Below are 16,062 nucleotides of genomic sequence, written 5' to 3'. Positions count from 1 at the left end.
TGAAAACGACAAATAAACCCATCTTCAGGAAAAGAATGTATTTTTAGAGGTACCCATTTCTTAAAATTTTATAATGTCGCTTGTCAAATTGACATGCAGCCCATACGGCTCTACTTACGGCATCCTCTCCCAACTTACCAACCATTTCTGCCGCGGTGGGAATTGTACCGACAACATCTTCATAAGTTGCTGGGTGAACGCTTAATTGTTCTTTGGTAAATGTGGTGTGTTCTTGTTTTGAAGAACTGCTAGATAAACTTTGCACTTTGTGAGTAAATTTTGGGGGCTCTGATATTTTAGGGTATGTCGGTTCAACATCTTCAGGAAATTCTTCAGTTTGGGTTGCGGTGAAAACGATTGCTGCTACTACGATAATTAGTATTAGAAGAATGCCTCCGATAATAAAAAAAATGCTGTATGCTTTGACAAATTCTATTATCGTTAAGATTAGCCCCACTATGAAGACTGATAGAAAAATGCCCCCGCAACCGTAAGCCAAAAATTCCGGCCTCTTTTGCGCTAACGATAGACCTACAGATAATATTGCCCCTAAGGCAACTATGGGAAAAAAAAGGAAAAGAAACTACTGAAAAATGCACTCGACATTTGCGAAATCATCGCATCGTTCGCAAAAGTATATATTGCGAAAAAAGATGATAAAAGTACGATTTTTCTCAGTAATCGGAGCATATGGGTTTAGCTATCAATTTTCTCTTTATACCAGCATTTGGGATAACCGCTACAACCCCAAAATTGGTTGCCTACGTTCGCGCCTTTCTTTGCAGTTCGAAGAACTAGGACTTTTCCACATTTAGGACAGGTTTTCTGTGTAGATGTTCCTTCCTCGCTAATATTTTTGGCTGTGTTCGGGTTGATTTCTTCTGTGGTGGCGTCCTTTTGTGACTCTACCTTGTTGGCGATCAACTCTGTCAGCATTTTTTCATATTTTTTTGCGTAGTCAGATTTGTTTGACTTACTGCATTTGATAAATGAATCCAGTAAGTCATGCATTTCTTTTTCTGAAGATTTTACAGAATCATCTTGATCTTCAATTTTTTTGATGTGCGCAATAAGTTGGTCCGACCGAATGACGATTTTACGAATGTTTTCGGGGGCATTTTTTGCGTCTAGAATTGTTTTTGGATTTGCCAAAACTACAATGGAACGGTATGTCTCTGGAAATAACTTGTCAAATAATCCTTGAGTTAAGAAATTATTCTTGTATTCTCGGCGTATTTCTTTGAGAATGTTTAAATGTCTTTCGTTTTGAGAAACTGGAGATGGAAACCCCTCTTTTCTACATGTTTTCCCAAACCATTTTTGTCGGATGAAATTTCCGTTTTCATCAATTTCAATGTTCCCATAAAGATTTTTGCATTCAATAACAAATATATGCTTTCTGGTTATCACCAAAAAATCTATTTGTGCTGAAAGTCCGTTCTTTTCCAAATAGAGGTCATGCATGACAAGCATGTCCATGCCGCTATTTTTCAGTTCGTATGTGATATTATTTTCTCCAATTAGTCCTGCCTCGGCAATAGCAATTTGTTCGTCTATTTTACCTTTGAGTTTCCCTGTTGCTCTAGAAGATAGGGATTTCATCTTTTCGATATAAGGTTTTACGTCGCTATCTTCCTTGATGAAAACAGGACCGAAATACTTGAAAAAAATTGCGTCGATAATGCCCATGATATTCTCCGCTGCTATTTATTCTTCCTTTTCCCACTTGAGTATGGGGTAGCCGTTGTTCAAATCGCTGTCATAAACGAAATCTTCGCCGAGGAGTTCTGCAAAGTCTGAGGATTTCATTTCGTCTGCTGATTTGGGGGTGGCGACTCCGCCGCCGTTGTTAAGGCCGAAGGGTTCTTGGTCTCCTTGTTCCAGATAGTAGTAGTCTGCCATAGTGGTGTTGTAGTTGTAACCGATCATGAGACCGACAAGGGAATCGCCGTCGACTTTGCCTGTAGAATAGGCGGAACTGGTGACGCCTTCTTCGTTATGCCCTGTTATAGCCCCAACATTAAGCGTACCTGAGATCTTGGCAGTGTTGTAAATGGATGTTGTGGTAGATCTTTGACAGTGTCCACAAATGCCTCCGGTCAAATTTTTGCCATTTATAATGCCGTTATTTACGGATGTTTCAATTGTAACACATTGTGCTTGGCCGACAATTCCAGAGGTGTATTTATTTCCTTGTATGGGTGCGTCGTTTTTGGCTCGTTTTAGTGTCCCGTATTTTCTATTTGCCGTGCAATATCCATATCCAAAATAGCTCGCAATGCCTGCAGTATAGTCTTTTCCCGTAATTTCTCCAAAATTCTCAGCATGGTCTATGCTTGTTTCAGAACCAAGATGACAGCCAATCCCTCCTGCGCTAGTTTGACTTGTGATTAAACCATAATTAGCAACGTTTTTTAAACTCAAACCGTTGTCAGATGATGCTATGATTCCTGCAACTAATTTCGCACCTTGTATGAAACCATAGTTTTTTGCATTTTCTATTGTACCCTTCTTTGAATAAGCGTATGATGTTAAGGCTACAATACCTGCAACAGTTTCCGATTGGCTTATAATACTAGCTTTATTTTCAACATTCTTTACAATTCCTGCCCCTGCTAAAACAGCAACAACTCCGGCGGTATATTTTCCTCCGCTTACCCATGAATTCTCAACGGTCAAATTTTCAATAGTTCCGCTGCTGTTTCCGAACAATCCATTGTGCGAGCTTGTCGTGTTGATGAACATTCCGCTGACGATGTGGCCGTCGCCATCGAAGGTCCCGGTAAAGGCAACGCTTGAGTTGCCGATAGAAGTCCATTTGTGGAGTTTAGAGGAGTCCGCAACGAGTGCGCCCTTTTCGTCGATAATCTTACCATCGTTCAAGATTATATCTGCACCTAGTTTATAATATTTGCCTTGATAATCTTTATCGTTGGAGCCGACGATAAAAGAAAGTTTTGCGAGTTGTTCGGCAGTCAAGATGACGTAAGGGCTGAGCTTAGTTCCTGCACCACAGGCAAAATCCTTGGCGGTGGTTCCATCCCACGGTGTGCCTGAATCGCCGGTGCATTTTTCTTCGGAAATCTCATTGCCGTTGCTAGCGGCATTATTGCCTTTGCTGCTAGAACTGGTTTCCTTTTTAGAAGAACTGCTTTCTGCTACAGGATCGTCATTTTCTGAACTTCCGGAAGCCACTTGCGAACAAGCTGCTAAGAGAATGAAACTGCTTAGGGTGACAAAAAAAATTGTGTATTTCATAACAGACCTCTGCCTAGTGAATGTAACTTTAAGTCCACTTTTTTTGGGGAAATCTTTAAGATTACGTGGCGAGAATTTGCTAACCTGCTATTTAAGCTTGCCGAAAAGTTCCTTCAGCATAGCGCGGATGGGCTTGGGAAGCAGCGAATTGGGCTGCTTGCTGACCCAGACGATATAGGCACTCCTGCCGTTGATGAGGTAGGAGTCGATTAGCTGACGCTGGTTATTGTAGATGTCAAAACGAACCTCGATACGGTCCGGGACGAAGGACCAACCCGTGGCGCGGTCTTCCCAATGCAGAATCTGCGGGATGATCACGTAGTCGGTCTGTGCAAGATCCTGGGGGTAGATCTGTTCAATAGTCACGGGGACCGGGATGGTCGCGATGGCGTTCGTGTAGTGTTGCAGTTCCTTGGTCAGCGCCTGGATGACCTCGAAGCCCGAAGAGGGATAGACTGTGTTACCGTACATACCGTTGACCGGGGTGACCAAGAGAAAACGAGACTGCGGGTAGAGCTCGTTTGCAGGTTGGTTGAGAGTCGTGTGCTGGTAAGACGCCGTGCAACCGGTTGTAAACATGGCTAGCGCGATGGCGAAAATAAGGAAAATGAATTTGTTCATAGTAAATCCTTTGGGTTATTTAAATATAGTATTCTTTCTTTTTAGAGTTTCTCGTTTACGTTTCTTATTCCAACTTGGACTATAAAAATGTTTACATTCGCTGGTTAGGCGAATGGGGTGGTTTGTATCTTGGAGGTGGGGCGGTTGGTTGCCCCGATAACACGGAGGTCCATCATGAAAAGCGTAAAAGTAATGTTGTTTGTAATGCTGGCCGTTCTGGTATCGACCTCTTTCGCTGCCAGGAAGGTTAAGTCAAAGTTGGGAGACATCGATGTCACTGCCCAGAAAGGTGGTGGCGCGGTTGTCTGCACCGCTCACTTCAATGACGAACTGACGATTCTCAAGGATTCCGATACGGAGGTTCTTGTGAAGGGAAGTTGCGGTCAGGGGTGGGTCGCGAAATCAAAGCTCGAATATGTGGCGCAAGGCCCGGGTGATAATACAATCACGATCGAAAACTTCGATATCCAGGCATGGATTGACAATCAGTCGGTATTCGATGTTCATATTGATAATGTCGAGGATTTCGAAGGGGTTACGATTGACCGTGACTTTAGAGAATACTTGACTTACACGATTGATCGCGAACAGACTGAAATGCATAATGGCGAAAACTGATTTAACCATGGAGGTGCTTAATCCGTAGAATAATCCCTGCGCAAGCGGGGATTTTCTATATTATGGGCATGAATTTGATTAATACCATAGTCGTTGCAGGTGGTACCCACGGTAACGAACGGACGGGGGTTCGCCTTGTCCAGAAATGGATGGAACACCCAGAGTGTTATAATACGCTCTGTAGCGCCAAGGTGGATTTGGTGCTTGCTAACCCCGAAGCGGTACGCTTGAATCGCCGCTATCGCGATCATGACTTGAATCGCGCTTTTTCGCAGACTTGCTTAGATGTGACGGTGGAGCCGCAGCAGTACGAGTTCCATCGAGCTAAGGAACTGAATGCGTTGTATGGCCCGAAGGGGGCCGCCACCAAGACGGACTTGCTTCTGGATGTGCACAACACGGGCTCAAACATGGGCTATTGCCTGATTCTTTCGGCGCGCGACCCGTTTACGATGCGCGCTTCGGCGGTGCTGACGCAAGAATTCAAGGATGCTTGGATTTATTACCAGCCCGAAGAACGCTCCGCTTCGCCGTATTTTGGAACGGTGGCGAAGGCGGATGTGTGCATCGAGATTGGCCCGCAGCAGCATGGAACGCTGGATGCCGCGATTTTCGAGGAATCGGAACGCCTGGTGAAGCGTTATTTGGAACTTGCCGAGGAATGGAACCGCGGTGAATTGCAGAAAAGAGCACCGATTAAAGTGGAAGTTTATACGCAGTTCAAGGATTTGGGTTACCCCAAGCCGCAGGGCGGTGGAGCGATCCAGGCGATGATTCATCCGGATTTGATGGGGCGCGATTATCGCGAACTCAAGGATGGCGACAAGTTGTTCCGTACATTTGACGGCAAGGATATTTTGTACCATGGCGAAAGCCCGGTGTATCCGATTTTCATTAGCGAGCCTGCGTACTACGAAAAGGATATCGCGATGAGCCTCACGGTGAAAAGCGTCGAGGAATGGTAGTTTTAGACGAGAGAACGCCGCTGCGCGGCTACAGGCGAGAGACGAAAGAATATGAGCGAAGAAAATGAAGAACTGAAGGAAATCTCGGGCGAAGAACGCCTGAAGAATTTCATGGAACTGGTGCAGAACCAGAAGAACGAACCCTGGGATTCTAGGTTGTTCGAAATTTTGGATGCCTTCGAGGATTTCTTGACGCTTCGTCCGGAACCGCCGCAGGAATGGCAGGAAACCTATGCCAAGAGCGGAAAGGAATTCGATTACTACCAGGTGGTGCTACCGCAGGATTTCCAGGACCCGTACGAAGACGACTTGGGTAACATTCGCAGGCTGCGCAACGAGTTTGAACGCACTCCCTCGACGATGGCGCTTGAACATGAGCTCGTGAGCCGCAACTACTTCATTTTTGAAAACGGCCATGCCGAAGCGATTCCTGCCCCGCGTCCGATGCTGATGCTTGAAAGCAAGGATCGCGATGATGACGAGGAAGAACAGGAAGGCGACATCACGTGGGATTGCTGCATCTCGATTTTCCCGGACGGCAGCTACGTTGCCTACAACTTGAATCACGATGACGAAGAGGAACTCGGCGAAGATTTTAAGGCCGAATTCGACAAGCATATCGATGTGCTTTCGAAGTTACAGCTCGTGATTCCGGTGGAAGGCCGCGACTACGGGATTTTGAATAGCCGCTGCTAGGCGGCGTTTGAATCAATGACCCAATTCGAAACGGAAATCTACCTGCGGTATAGGCAAATTATTGAATTGCAGGGCGTGGGAATGAGTGTGCTCGCAGGTGGTGCGTCGCCTGCGCCGCAGCGTGTGCGCATAGAAGATTTGCTGGATCGTTACGATGCGTTCTGCTTTGACGGTTATGGCACGCTTTATAACCGCGGGAGCTTTGTTTACGAGGGGGCGCAGGATTGGTATACAATGCTGCGCGCCGCGGGCAAGGAGATGCGCCTGATTACGAATGCCGCGTCTGATGTGGATTCGGTGCTTGCGGCAGATGCGGCGAAGCGAGGCTTCGCGTTTAGCGAGGCCGAGACGATTTCTTCGGGAAGTTTGCTCAAGGATTTGTGCGCTGAATTGCGCGGTTGTGGCAAGGCTGTGCGCGAGGTGTATTACATCGGGCGCGAAACGGGCAAGCATGTGCTTGAAAATTGCGGCATTAAGGCGGTGGCTCCGGCGGCAGAACCTGTAGAGCCGATTGTGGCAATTTCGTCGGCGAAGGATACGCCTGAAACATACGCACTGGCGGTCAAGATTTTAAAGCGCCCGGGTGCGATTCTTTTGGTGCTGAATTCTGATGCGTGGGCGCCGAAGATTCCTGATGACGATGGCGTGACGGTTCGTGAGCCTGTCTCGGGGGCGCTTTCGGAGCGGTTGCGCCGCGATTCCATGTGCGAGACAAATGGGGGTGATGGCTGCGAGACTTATTATTTAGGCAAGCCGTTCCCGGCGATTTGGGAAAAGGTGAAATGTTCCTTGCCGGTCGGATCGCGCGTGCTGATGGTGGGCGATACCTTGGGTACGGATGTGCTAGGGGCTCGTGTGGCTGGGTTTGACTGCGCCCTGGTGGTGGGCCGGAATGTGCCGGCGGAAGAACTTGAGACGGATGAAAAGGCCTTAGGAATTAGGCCGGACTGGTATTTGTGATTTTTTACATTTCTTTTTTACAAAAAAGGCCTTTGAAACGATAATGAATAAGAGGTCGCTGTGAAAAAGATTTCTTTACTCCTAATTTTTTTGTTGGTTGCTTTTGCTTGCGCCGGTGGATTCCGCGATTCTGTCGTCGTGAAACGATGGACTGCTGGAACTCGATGCAATCATCATTTGACTTACCTAGCGATTGATTATCCTGTGGATGGTCCTTCTTCTGTCATAGAACCGATTCGTGACTGGATTGATTCTGAGGTATCCTGTAACGGCCAAATCCGAAGTGGCAGGAATCCAGCGAAGAATTGCCTTGAATGTGTTGCCGAAAATGATGAAAGTCTGAAAGCCAATTTTGAGGTTGAAGATGCGTCTGTGTTGGGAAGTAGCTATGATTCGACCTGGATTGTCTATAGGTCGCAGACGAAGAGTACGATTGCATACGAAATTCGGTCTTCGGGTTACGGGTTGGTGGCCGCGCATGGTTGGTATAATTCGCCGACATATGTTTTGTTGAAGGGGGAGTCCCGTCCTTTGCTGTATCATGATATTTTTGCGTTTCCCAAGAGTGCGATGATTCGCTATGTAAGAGAATTGGCTCGGACGGAATCGAGCAATCAGCATGAATGCGGTGTAAGACAGAGCTTTGCTGATTTTGACTGGATTTTCCCGACTTCAAGGGGGCTTGGTTTTCAGTGGCATACTTATGCGGTCAATTGTGGTGCGTGCGGAAATGTCGTATTGATTTTGCCGTACGAGTATTTCCGCGGGATGTTTACGAAAAAATTCTACGAAATCCTGCCGGAATTTACGAAATAAGTTGCTGGAGGCGGGAAAAACGTGCAAAACGAGTGTTGCAAAATTATGCTTGCATAATTTTATAACCGAGTGAAGCCGTGGACGCCGTAGGCGTCAAAAGGGTTTGTCCCTTCGCACTTTGTGCATGGGCCAAATTATGTCGAACCCTCTTCGAGGGTCCTCAACCCAACTTATTCACTTGTAAAATGAAAAAGACACCGTGAAGGTGTCTTTTCCATTTTAGAGCGGGAAAAGGGTTTCGAACCCTCGACATCGACCTTGGGAAGGTCGCGCTCTACCAACTGAGCTACTCCCGCGAGTTTGCATTAATTTAGAAAAAATAGAGCGTTTGTAAAGGGGTAGGGGTGTTTGCTTGCCATGTTTTGGGTGATTTTTCTATCATTGAGGTATGCTTATGATAAAGTCTTTTGCGTCTCGTGGAGTTCTGTGCGCTTGTGCTGTGACTGCGCTTGTTTCGGCAGGGAATGCCGAAGAAAAAAACTTGTGGGATAAGTTTGTCGATTTCTTTACCCCGTCTTCGGAAGTAGAAGGTGATGGCCCCTTATATGATGAACTGCGAGCGCTGGACCGGAAAATAAACCGGGTTGAAGGTAAGTACGCTCGCGAAAGGCGCCCGATGCAAAAGGATCGTTATAAGAAGGAAATTAAACAGTTGCGTGAAGAACGAGAAGTCCTTCTGAAAAAGATAGAGACTGAAAAGGCGGGGCATATTTCGTCTTCGTCGGAAAAATCCAGCAGCTCCGTGGCGAAGGTTGCTAGTTCTTCTTCGGTTGCAGTCAGCTCTTCTGTGGCAAGTTCCTCGTCTTCGGTAGTTGCGTCGTCTTCATCGGAAATCGTTGAATCCTCTTCTGCGAAATCGGATTCCTCGGCGGCATCTGTAGCTATGATTGAGCAGATGAAAGAGATGCTGTGTAAGCCGGATACGGTGTATGTACGCGATACGGTCGTGGTACACGACACGTTGTATGTGATGTTGGCGCCGAAGCCTGAAAGTGCTCCGGCGGAACCCCCTAAAAAGAAGTAGCTTTTTTTAGTAGAAAAGAAGATCCCCGCATTCGCGGGGATGACAAAAAGTGGGGCGTCGAAGATGACGTGTGTGGGGATGACGATTAATCGTTAACAGTAAATCCGCGGCGGAAGTTCTCGATGAGGCAGCAGCTGATGCTGACGTCGGTTTCGTATTCGGGGATGTCTTCACGCTTGACCCACATGGCTTCGGAAAGTTCTTCCTTTTGCATGTGGATGGTGTCGTCGCCGTCGAGTTCAGCGGTAAAGCCCGCAATGAGGGAGTCGCTGAAGGGCCACGGCTGCGAACCGAAGTAGCGGATGTTTTTCACGCGGAGCCCCGCTTCTTCCATGACTTCGCGGTGTACGGCCTGTTCCAGGCTTTCACCGACTTCGACAAAACCTGAAATCAGGAACAGCCTCGGATTCGGATTGTCGATATTGTGCGCCATCAGGAGCTTGTCTCCGTTACGTACGGCTACGATTACGACGGGAGAGATTCTCGGATAAACGACATTGCCGCATTTGGGACAAATGATGGAGCGTTCGTGGTCGCCGCGAATGGTCACGTTGCCGCAGCGTCCGCAGAACTTGTTCAGCGATTCCCAATGGGCGATGTGGGCTGCGGTGGCACCGCCCATGCGTTCTACGGGATTCATTCCGCGGAAGGTGCGGTTGCCCATGTATTCGTAGCCGACAGGGACTTCAGCTTCGACCGTAGCCTTGCTGTCATCTAAAAAGAAGGTCGTGTCATCGATGCTGAAAAGGTAATGACCTTCGAACTCGGCGAGAGTCTTGCTTTCAAGCGTAAGGAGTTCGCCTACTTGCGGGATGACGTAGTCTTCGCCTGCTTTCTTGAGAAGCGTTTTGGATCCGTTGTAACGAATCAAAAAATCCGTCGGTTTCGGGTCTTGCACTCGGAACTCATTGTTCAACTTATGGGGCAGAATCTCGTGAATCATGATTAATAGGCTTTGGGGGTGTTCACATTCGTTCGCTTTGAGGTATGGGCACGGACTTTCGGTCCTTTGGGTTCTAATATTTGCACCTTTGTTGCCATAATAAGCTCAAAGCATTACGAAGTAATGCGCCCCCATACCTCATGGCTCACACCTCATTATTCTAGGTATGTGTACCCGTACAGGCCGCCGCGGTAGATGTTCAGGAATTCCTTGCCTTCTTGCAGACTAATCTTTCCTTCCTTCACGGAGCGGGATACCCAGTTTTCCATAGTGCGCACGAGGGCCTTGTCGCTGAAGTTCACGTAGTCGAGCACATCTTCGACCGATTCGCCATCGATAATCTTGTCGATTTCGTAGCCGCCCTTGTCGTTGCAAACGATGTGGACTGCGTTGGTGTCGCCAAAGAGGTTGTGCAGGTCTCCGAGGATTTCCTGGTAGGCGCCCACGAGGTAGACTGCGATGTAGTACGGCTCATTGTTCTTGAGTTCATGCAGCGGAAGAGTGCGGCTGACGTCGCCTCCGCGCACGAACATGTCGATTTTTCCGTCGGAGTCGCAAGTGACATCCTGCAGAGTCGTTTCAACAGTCGGTTCTTCGTTCAGGCGCTGGATTGGCATGAGCGGGAAAACCTGATCTACGCCCCAGCTGTCCGGCAGGCTCTGGAACAAGCTAAAGTTGCAGAAATACTTCTGGGCCAAGAGGCGCGGAAGTTCGCTGAGTTCATAAGGCGGATGACGCAAGTCCTTTGCGAGCAGATCCACCTTGCGCACGATGCTCCAGAACAGACGTTCGCACATGGCGCGGGTGGGCAAGTCGTAATCGCCGACCTTGAAACCGTTGAGCACGTCATCGTTCAGCTGAATGGCATCGTGCCAGCTTTCGAGCAGATTCTTCGGGGTGAGCCCCTTGTAAATGCCGTAAAGGTCTTTCAGCGCGTCGGGTGCGTTGTCTTCGATTTCGTGGATATTCTCGTCGAAGAATGCCTGACCGGCTGTTTCAAGCACGTTGAATACCAGGATGGAATGGTGTGCCGCAAGTGCACGGCCCGATTCTGCGATGATGTTCGGGTGAGCGACGCCGCCGTTTTCGCAAGCTTCGAACATAGCGTACACCACGTCGTTCGCGTATTCCTGAATGGAGTAGTTCACCGAGCTTGCGTTGGAACTGCGGGTGCCGTCGTAATCCACGCCGAGACCGCCGCCTACGTCCACGAATTCAAGGCCCATGCCCATCTTCTTAATTTGCACGTAGAACTGCGAGACTTCGCGAAGGCCGCTCTTGATGTGACGAATGTTGGTAATCTGGCTACCCAAGTGGAAGTGGATGAGCTTCATGCAGTCTTCCATCTTCTCTTGCTTGATGTAGTCCAGTGCTTCCAGCAATTCGGAACTGTTCAGGCCGAACTTGCTGTGGTATCCGCCGGATTCTTCCCACTTGCCGCTACCGGAGCTGGCAAGCTTGATGCGGATGCCGATATTCGGACGCACGCCGATGCGACGGGACAGTTCTACCACCAGGTGGAGTTCGTTCATCTTCTCGACGACGATGAAAATCTTCTTGCCCATCTTCTGTGCAAGCAGCGCGAGTTCGATAAAGTCTTCGTCCTTGTAGCCGTTGCAGATAATCAGCGAATCTGGATTGTCCATGTTCGCAAGAACAGCATGCAGTTCCGGCTTGGAACCGGCTTCGAGACCGATGTTGTACTTTTTTCCGTGGCTGACGATTTCTTCTAGGACGGCGCGTTGCTGGTTCACCTTGATCGGGAAGATGCTGTAGTAGCTTCCGTTAAAGCCGTATTCCTTGCGGGCCTTGCTGAAGCACTCGTTAATCTTCTCGATGCGACTGTCCAAGATATCCGGGAAACGCAGCAGCATCGGAGTTGAAACATCGCGGAGCGAAAGTTCCTGCACGAGTTCGTACAGGTCGATGTCCGGACCGCCTTCCTTGAGCGGGTGAACCGTTGCGTGTCCTTTTTCGTTGATATCGAAAAAGTTTACGCCCCAACCCTTGACGTTGTACAAGTCGCGGGAATCGTCAATGCGCCATTTTTTCATTGCTTTGCAGTGGTTAGTGGTTAGTAAACAGTGGTTAGGAAGTGGTTAGTATGCTGTGGTCAGTAGATAGGGCGGCTCTGCCGCGATTATAAAACCTAATCACTAACCACCAATCACAAATCACTAATCCACAAGCACCGGGTTAAAGTTTTCCTTCCACGGGAGGCCGTACTTGGTAAGAGCATCCATGAACGGATCCGGGTCGAATTCTTCGACGGTATGCACGCCCGGCTTGTTCCACTTGCCGGTAAGCACCATCATGGCGCCGCACATGGCAGGCACGCCAGTGGTGTAGGCGATAGCCTGGCTGCCGAGTTCCTTGTAGCATTCCTGGTGGTCGCAAACGTTGTACAGGTAGTAGGTCTTGTCCTTGCCGTCCTTCTTGCCCTTGAAGATACAACCGATGTTGGTCTTACCGACGGTGCGGGGGCCGAGGCTTGCCGGGTCCGGCAACAGGGCCTTGAGGAACTGGATAGGCACGATGTCCTGACCCTGGAAATTGATGGGCTGCGTGCTGAGCATGCCCACGTCTTCGAGGCAGCGCATGTGGTCGAGGTAGCTCTGGCCAAATGTCATGAAGAAACGGATGCGCTTTACGCCCGGGATGTTCTGGGCCAGGGATTCGATTTCTTCGTGGTGCAAGAGGTACATATCCTTCTGGCCGACCTGATCGAAGTTGTACACGCGCTTGATGCTCATGGCCGGGATTTCGACCCAGTGCCCCTTGCCGTTTTCGTCGGTGTCCCAGTAGCTGCCCGGTGCAGAGACTTCGCGGAGGTTGATTTCGGGGTTAAAGTTGGTGGCGAACTTGTAGCCGTGATCGCCGCCGTTGCAGTCGAGGATGTCGATTTCTTCGATGGTGTCGAACTGGTGCTTCAGGGCGTAGGCGCAGTAGGCCTGAGAAACACCCGGATCGAAACCGGAACCGAGCAGAGCCGTGAGACCGGCCTTTTCAAACTTTTCCTTATAAGCCCACTGCCAACTGTAATCGAAGTAGGCGCTGAAACCCTGTTCCTTGCAACGCTTGTCGTAGACCTTGCGCCATTCCGGATCGTCGATGTTTTCGGGTTCGTAGTTTGCCGTGTCCATGTAGTTCACGCCGCATTCGAGGCAGGCGTCCATGATGGCGAGGTCCTGGTACGGAAGCGCAATGTTCATGACCAGGTCGGGCTTGTATTCCTTGATGAGCTTGGCAACGTTCTCGGCCTTGTCTGCATCGACGGCGGCAGTCGTGATGACCGTCTTCGTATTCGGACGCAGTTCCTGAGCGAGCTTTTCGCAGTTTTCACGGTGGCGGCTAGCGATGCAAATTTCGCTGAAAACTTCGCTGCAGGTGCAGCATTTTTTGATAGCAACTGTGGCGACTGCGCCACAACCGATAATCAAAGCTCTTGCCATTTTTTTATTCCTTTCAAGGATGGTTGAAATGTTTAAGCACAAATATAAAAAAGTGTGTGGGCGAACTGCCACTTGCGGTCGCCAAAAAAGAAAGACGGCTTCTTAAAAGAAACCGTCTCTCGTGGAGCCTCCGGGACTTGAACCCGGAACCCGCGGGTTATGAGTCCGCTGCTCTAACCAATTGAGCTAAAGCTCCGATGATGGGCCAAATATAGTCTTTTTGTAATGAATGAACGGACGTTACAGTCCAAGTTCACCGAATATGAGCAGGTATTTGGAAATGGTCCTGCACCATTCGTAGTGGAATCCGCTGTAGGCGTTCACCACGCACTTGTCCCAGTCCTGTATTTCGGTCTTGTAGACGTTGACCGCGTCCTTCACGGCTCGGAGCATCTGGTGCGGGGCGTTTGCGTCGTCTACGAGGAACGCATTTGCTTCGCCAGCGGTTTCGAGTGCGTAGCTGGTAAGCATCGTGGAAACACCGACCGTGCGTCCTGTCAGGGGAAGTGTCCCTGCGGCCATGGCCTTAAGGATAATCGAAGACGACGGTTCGCGGAGGTTTGCCGCAAACAGGGCGTCGGATCCGGCGAGGGTGTCGCGGAGTTGCAGCGTGTTGTCGTCGCTTTCGAGGTCCTGGACGCACATGACTTCGGGGTACTGCTGCGCGAAGTCCTTGTAGTAGTTCCATTCGTTATTGTTCGAAGAAATGCCGACAATTACGAAAACGTCGAGTCGTGTGATATCCGATAGAATTGTTGCCAAAGTTTCGGAAGTATTGCCCGCTTCTTCGTCGAGGTGAACATAAAGAATCATCCTGCCGTCAAAATTGACTCCCAACTGCTGTTGGAGGTGCGCTCTTGCCTTGGACTTCGCTTCCTTGATAGGGAGATTTTCTTTGTTGAAATCCCAGACCTGATAGCTCACGCCGAACTGGACTCCGATAAGTTTGTCTGAATTTCGGTTCAGGAATCCGCTGATACCGCCGGGGAGGTTCGTGTTGAGCATGGCGTCGCGGTAACCAGGCGACGGGAACAGTACCTTGGTCGCATAGAGAATGCCGACCTTAAGAAGGCTGACCTTGCCCCAGAATTCGTAACCGTCCATATTGAAATCTTTGCGGGGAAGCCCGATCTTTTCGATTTCGCTCGAAGGAATATGGAAATCGTAGGTGATGTTATGGACGGTGAAGAAGAAGGGAATCTTGCTGAAATTCTGGTAGGTGGTGTTTGCGAGCGCACCGGCGAGGGCGCCGCCCCATTCGTGGCCGAGAATCGCTCGACATTCGAAATGGGAGTCTTCTGCGTAGGCCAGAGCCGCCGAGGCCAGGAAGGCGAACCGGATATGGTTGTCTGTGTAGGGGGCGTTCTGGGGAGGTCCGTAAATGTAGGGCCTTCCGAAATACTCTTCGTTGTAGATATAGGTGTGCAGCGGATCTTTGTCTGATACCCAGATCTCATAGGGCTTGTTCTGGAGTCTCTCGATGCCGGTATGGACACAGCGGTAGCTTTCGACATCGACCATCATATTCTTGAAAAAGGGCGAGCATGTAATAACTTTCGTGCCGGCGCTCGCAAAAGCGTCGGTCATGCGGTTGACCGCGGTGGCCAACGGACTGGTCTTGTACCAGTTTCCGGCTTCGGGGCTTACGACAAGAATGTTCATGCCTAGATGGTTCTCCAAACAAAAATTTACCTGATGGACAGGTTTAGCATAAATTTATTTAATTATTTTTAGAAAGTATATTAAAAAATCATTTTTTTTTGATAAAAGACTATATATCTATCTATATTAGTTGAAAAACTCAACTGAAGGAAACAAAAATGAAAAAAATGCTAATCGCCTCTTTGGCTGCCGCTGTCGCTTTCACGATGGTCGGTTGTAAGGGTACCAATGAAAAGCGTGGTGACGAACACCTCAAGGAAGGTCGTTACCGCAATGCCATCAATTCCTACCTGGAAGCCAAGAAAAAAGGCAGCATGTCCGACGAATTTTATGACAACTTCACTTTGGCCCTTGTGCGTGCCGCCGAAACTGAAGCCAAGAAGGACCTGAACAGTGACCTGATCAACGGATACTTCGACAAGGCCTCAGTGAACATGGCCGATGTCCAGAATGCCGAAGTTGTTGAAGAATACGTGACCAAGCTCGCTACCATCGGTAAGCAGCAGGCCGCTCAGGAAGGCATGGACTACGGTACGATTGTGAATGCCTTTGCAAAGATTGATACCGCTCTTGCTACCGCCAAGGCCAAGGGTGCTGGCGAAGCTGCCGTGAAGGCTATCCGCACCGAAGCTGAAAACGCTTATGTTGCCAAGAACCTCTCCGAAGCCGTGGGCGAATCCGACCCGGTGGTGAGCGAATACCAGATCATGAAGATTGCCGAAATGGCTCCGGAAAATGCCGAAGTCAAGGCAGCCCTCAACAAGAGCCGCAAGGGCACTCGCGGTTACTTCCTGATCTTCGGTGAACAGATCGGTGAACCGGTGAGCCGCCGCGTCGACAAGTGGGGCTACGTGATGGCTCTGCCGACCATCAAGATTGCTCCGGGGTCTCTCTCTGGCGAACTCCAGTTCTGGGCTTCTACGGGTAACAACACCGAACTTGACCCGAGTAAGATCAAGCTTGTCTCTACCGACGGCAAGGAAGTCTTCGCCAAGGGTAACAGCGGCTGGTGCGAAGCTGAAGTGCTCGTGGGCAAGAAGGGCCAGG

The 16,062-nt window shown here is 49.3% G+C and carries 15 protein-coding genes and 2 tRNA genes; 7 read left to right on the top strand and 10 right to left on the bottom strand.

Annotation, left to right across the window (positions count from 1 at the left end; genetic code table 11):
* Positions 1-43 precede the first annotated feature (43 nt).
* From Q0P86_RS15025 to Q0P86_RS15010, 4 genes are all read right to left on the bottom strand, one after another.
* A complete protein-coding gene (locus Q0P86_RS15025) occupies positions 44-499 on the bottom strand; it encodes a hypothetical protein (protein ID WP_295040570.1) in 456 nt (151 codons plus the stop codon).
* Positions 500-696: 197 nt separating this feature from the next.
* Positions 697-1,689: a nuclease-related domain-containing protein gene (locus Q0P86_RS15020; protein WP_291025469.1), complete on the bottom strand. Its 993-nt coding sequence runs from the start codon at positions 1,687-1,689 to the stop codon at positions 697-699.
* Between the two features lie 18 nt (positions 1,690-1,707).
* Positions 1,708-3,258 carry a hypothetical protein gene (locus Q0P86_RS15015; protein ID WP_294112602.1) on the bottom strand — a complete coding sequence of 517 codons (1,551 nt, stop codon included), beginning with the start codon at positions 3,256-3,258 and terminating at the stop codon, positions 1,708-1,710.
* Positions 3,259-3,345: 87 nt separating this feature from the next.
* The gene (locus tag Q0P86_RS15010) at positions 3,346-3,879 is read right to left on the bottom strand and encodes a DUF4823 domain-containing protein (RefSeq protein WP_290995209.1); all 534 of its coding nucleotides are present in this window, start codon (positions 3,877-3,879) and stop codon (positions 3,346-3,348) included.
* A gap of 174 nt (positions 3,880-4,053) precedes the next feature.
* Between Q0P86_RS15010 and Q0P86_RS15005 the strand changes: the two genes are divergently transcribed.
* From Q0P86_RS15005 to Q0P86_RS14985, 5 genes are all read left to right on the top strand, one after another.
* A complete protein-coding gene (locus Q0P86_RS15005) occupies positions 4,054-4,497 on the top strand; it encodes a hypothetical protein (protein ID WP_294112603.1) in 444 nt (147 codons plus the stop codon).
* Positions 4,498-4,565: 68 nt separating this feature from the next.
* Positions 4,566-5,462, top strand: a complete 897-nt coding sequence (locus tag Q0P86_RS15000; RefSeq protein WP_291025475.1) for an aspartoacylase — start codon at positions 4,566-4,568, stop codon at positions 5,460-5,462.
* Positions 5,463-5,513: 51 nt separating this feature from the next.
* The gene (locus Q0P86_RS14995; RefSeq protein ID WP_290995216.1) at positions 5,514-6,158 is read left to right on the top strand and encodes a hypothetical protein; all 645 of its coding nucleotides are present in this window, start codon (positions 5,514-5,516) and stop codon (positions 6,156-6,158) included.
* Positions 6,159-6,173: 15 nt separating this feature from the next.
* Positions 6,174-7,118 carry an HAD hydrolase-like protein gene (locus Q0P86_RS14990; RefSeq protein ID WP_294112604.1) on the top strand — a complete coding sequence of 315 codons (945 nt, stop codon included), beginning with the start codon at positions 6,174-6,176 and terminating at the stop codon, positions 7,116-7,118.
* Between the two features lie 60 nt (positions 7,119-7,178).
* Positions 7,179-7,934, top strand: a complete 756-nt coding sequence (locus Q0P86_RS14985) for a DUF3298 domain-containing protein (protein ID WP_294112605.1) — start codon at positions 7,179-7,181, stop codon at positions 7,932-7,934.
* A gap of 223 nt (positions 7,935-8,157) precedes the next feature.
* Here Q0P86_RS14985 and Q0P86_RS14980 read toward each other — a convergent pair.
* A tRNA-Gly gene (locus Q0P86_RS14980) sits at positions 8,158-8,230 on the bottom strand.
* A 98-nt stretch (positions 8,231-8,328) separates the two neighbouring features.
* On the opposite strand from Q0P86_RS14980, the gene Q0P86_RS14975 reads away from it, so the two are divergent.
* A complete protein-coding gene (locus Q0P86_RS14975; protein WP_291025479.1) occupies positions 8,329-8,958 on the top strand; it encodes a hypothetical protein in 630 nt (209 codons plus the stop codon).
* An 85-nt stretch (positions 8,959-9,043) separates the two neighbouring features.
* Here Q0P86_RS14975 and nudC read toward each other — a convergent pair whose 3' ends face one another.
* The 5 genes from nudC to Q0P86_RS14950 form a co-directional block, all read right to left on the bottom strand.
* Positions 9,044-9,901 (bottom strand): NAD(+) diphosphatase, encoded by an 858-nt coding sequence (gene nudC, locus Q0P86_RS14970; protein ID WP_294112606.1) that lies wholly within the window; start codon positions 9,899-9,901, stop codon positions 9,044-9,046.
* A gap of 155 nt (positions 9,902-10,056) precedes the next feature.
* Positions 10,057-11,955 (bottom strand): biosynthetic arginine decarboxylase, encoded by a 1,899-nt coding sequence (gene speA, locus Q0P86_RS14965; RefSeq protein WP_295040564.1) that lies wholly within the window; start codon positions 11,953-11,955, stop codon positions 10,057-10,059.
* 123 nt (positions 11,956-12,078) lie between these two features.
* On the bottom strand, positions 12,079-13,353 hold the full coding sequence (locus Q0P86_RS14960; RefSeq protein ID WP_295040562.1) for a saccharopine dehydrogenase family protein: 1,275 nt from the start codon (positions 13,351-13,353) through the stop codon (positions 12,079-12,081).
* 122 nt (positions 13,354-13,475) lie between these two features.
* A tRNA-Ile gene (locus tag Q0P86_RS14955) sits at positions 13,476-13,549 on the bottom strand.
* Between the two features lie 44 nt (positions 13,550-13,593).
* Positions 13,594-15,015: a glycogen synthase gene (locus tag Q0P86_RS14950; RefSeq protein WP_295040560.1), complete on the bottom strand. Its 1,422-nt coding sequence runs from the start codon at positions 15,013-15,015 to the stop codon at positions 13,594-13,596.
* Between the two features lie 158 nt (positions 15,016-15,173).
* On the opposite strand from Q0P86_RS14950, the gene Q0P86_RS14945 reads away from it, so the two are divergent.
* On the top strand, positions 15,174-16,062 hold an 889-nt coding region (locus Q0P86_RS14945), incomplete at its 3' end, for a hypothetical protein (protein WP_295040558.1).

The sequence above is a fragment of the uncultured Fibrobacter sp. genome, from assembly GCF_946062555.1.
GTDB lineage: Bacteria > Fibrobacterota > Fibrobacteria > Fibrobacterales > Fibrobacteraceae > Fibrobacter.
Note: the sequence above shows the minus strand (reverse complement) of the source record. Positions and strands in the feature narration are given on the sequence as shown.

Excerpts from the sequence above, each read along its gene's own strand:
- Q0P86_RS15010 (WP_290995209.1), bottom strand. The coding sequence starts at position 3,879 with ATGAACAAATTCATTTTCCTTATTTTCGCCATCGCGCTAGCCATGTTT.
- speA (WP_295040564.1), bottom strand. The coding sequence starts at position 11,955 with ATGAAAAAATGGCGCATTGACGATTCCCGCGACTTGTACAACGTCAAG.
- nudC (WP_294112606.1), bottom strand. The coding sequence starts at position 9,901 with ATGATTCACGAGATTCTGCCCCATAAGTTGAACAATGAGTTCCGAGTG.
- Q0P86_RS14990 (WP_294112604.1), top strand. The coding sequence starts at position 6,174 with ATGACCCAATTCGAAACGGAAATCTACCTGCGGTATAGGCAAATTATT.
- Q0P86_RS14950 (WP_295040560.1), bottom strand. The coding sequence starts at position 15,015 with ATGAACATTCTTGTCGTAAGCCCCGAAGCCGGAAACTGGTACAAGACC.
- Q0P86_RS15005 (WP_294112603.1), top strand. The coding sequence starts at position 4,054 with ATGAAAAGCGTAAAAGTAATGTTGTTTGTAATGCTGGCCGTTCTGGTA.
- Q0P86_RS14975 (WP_291025479.1), top strand. The coding sequence starts at position 8,329 with ATGATAAAGTCTTTTGCGTCTCGTGGAGTTCTGTGCGCTTGTGCTGTG.
- Q0P86_RS15020 (WP_291025469.1), bottom strand. The coding sequence starts at position 1,689 with ATGGGCATTATCGACGCAATTTTTTTCAAGTATTTCGGTCCTGTTTTC.
- Q0P86_RS15015 (WP_294112602.1), bottom strand. The coding sequence starts at position 3,258 with ATGAAATACACAATTTTTTTTGTCACCCTAAGCAGTTTCATTCTCTTA.
- Q0P86_RS14960 (WP_295040562.1), bottom strand. The coding sequence starts at position 13,353 with ATGGCAAGAGCTTTGATTATCGGTTGTGGCGCAGTCGCCACAGTTGCT.
- Q0P86_RS15000 (WP_291025475.1), top strand. The coding sequence starts at position 4,566 with ATGAATTTGATTAATACCATAGTCGTTGCAGGTGGTACCCACGGTAAC.
- Q0P86_RS14995 (WP_290995216.1), top strand. The coding sequence starts at position 5,514 with ATGAGCGAAGAAAATGAAGAACTGAAGGAAATCTCGGGCGAAGAACGC.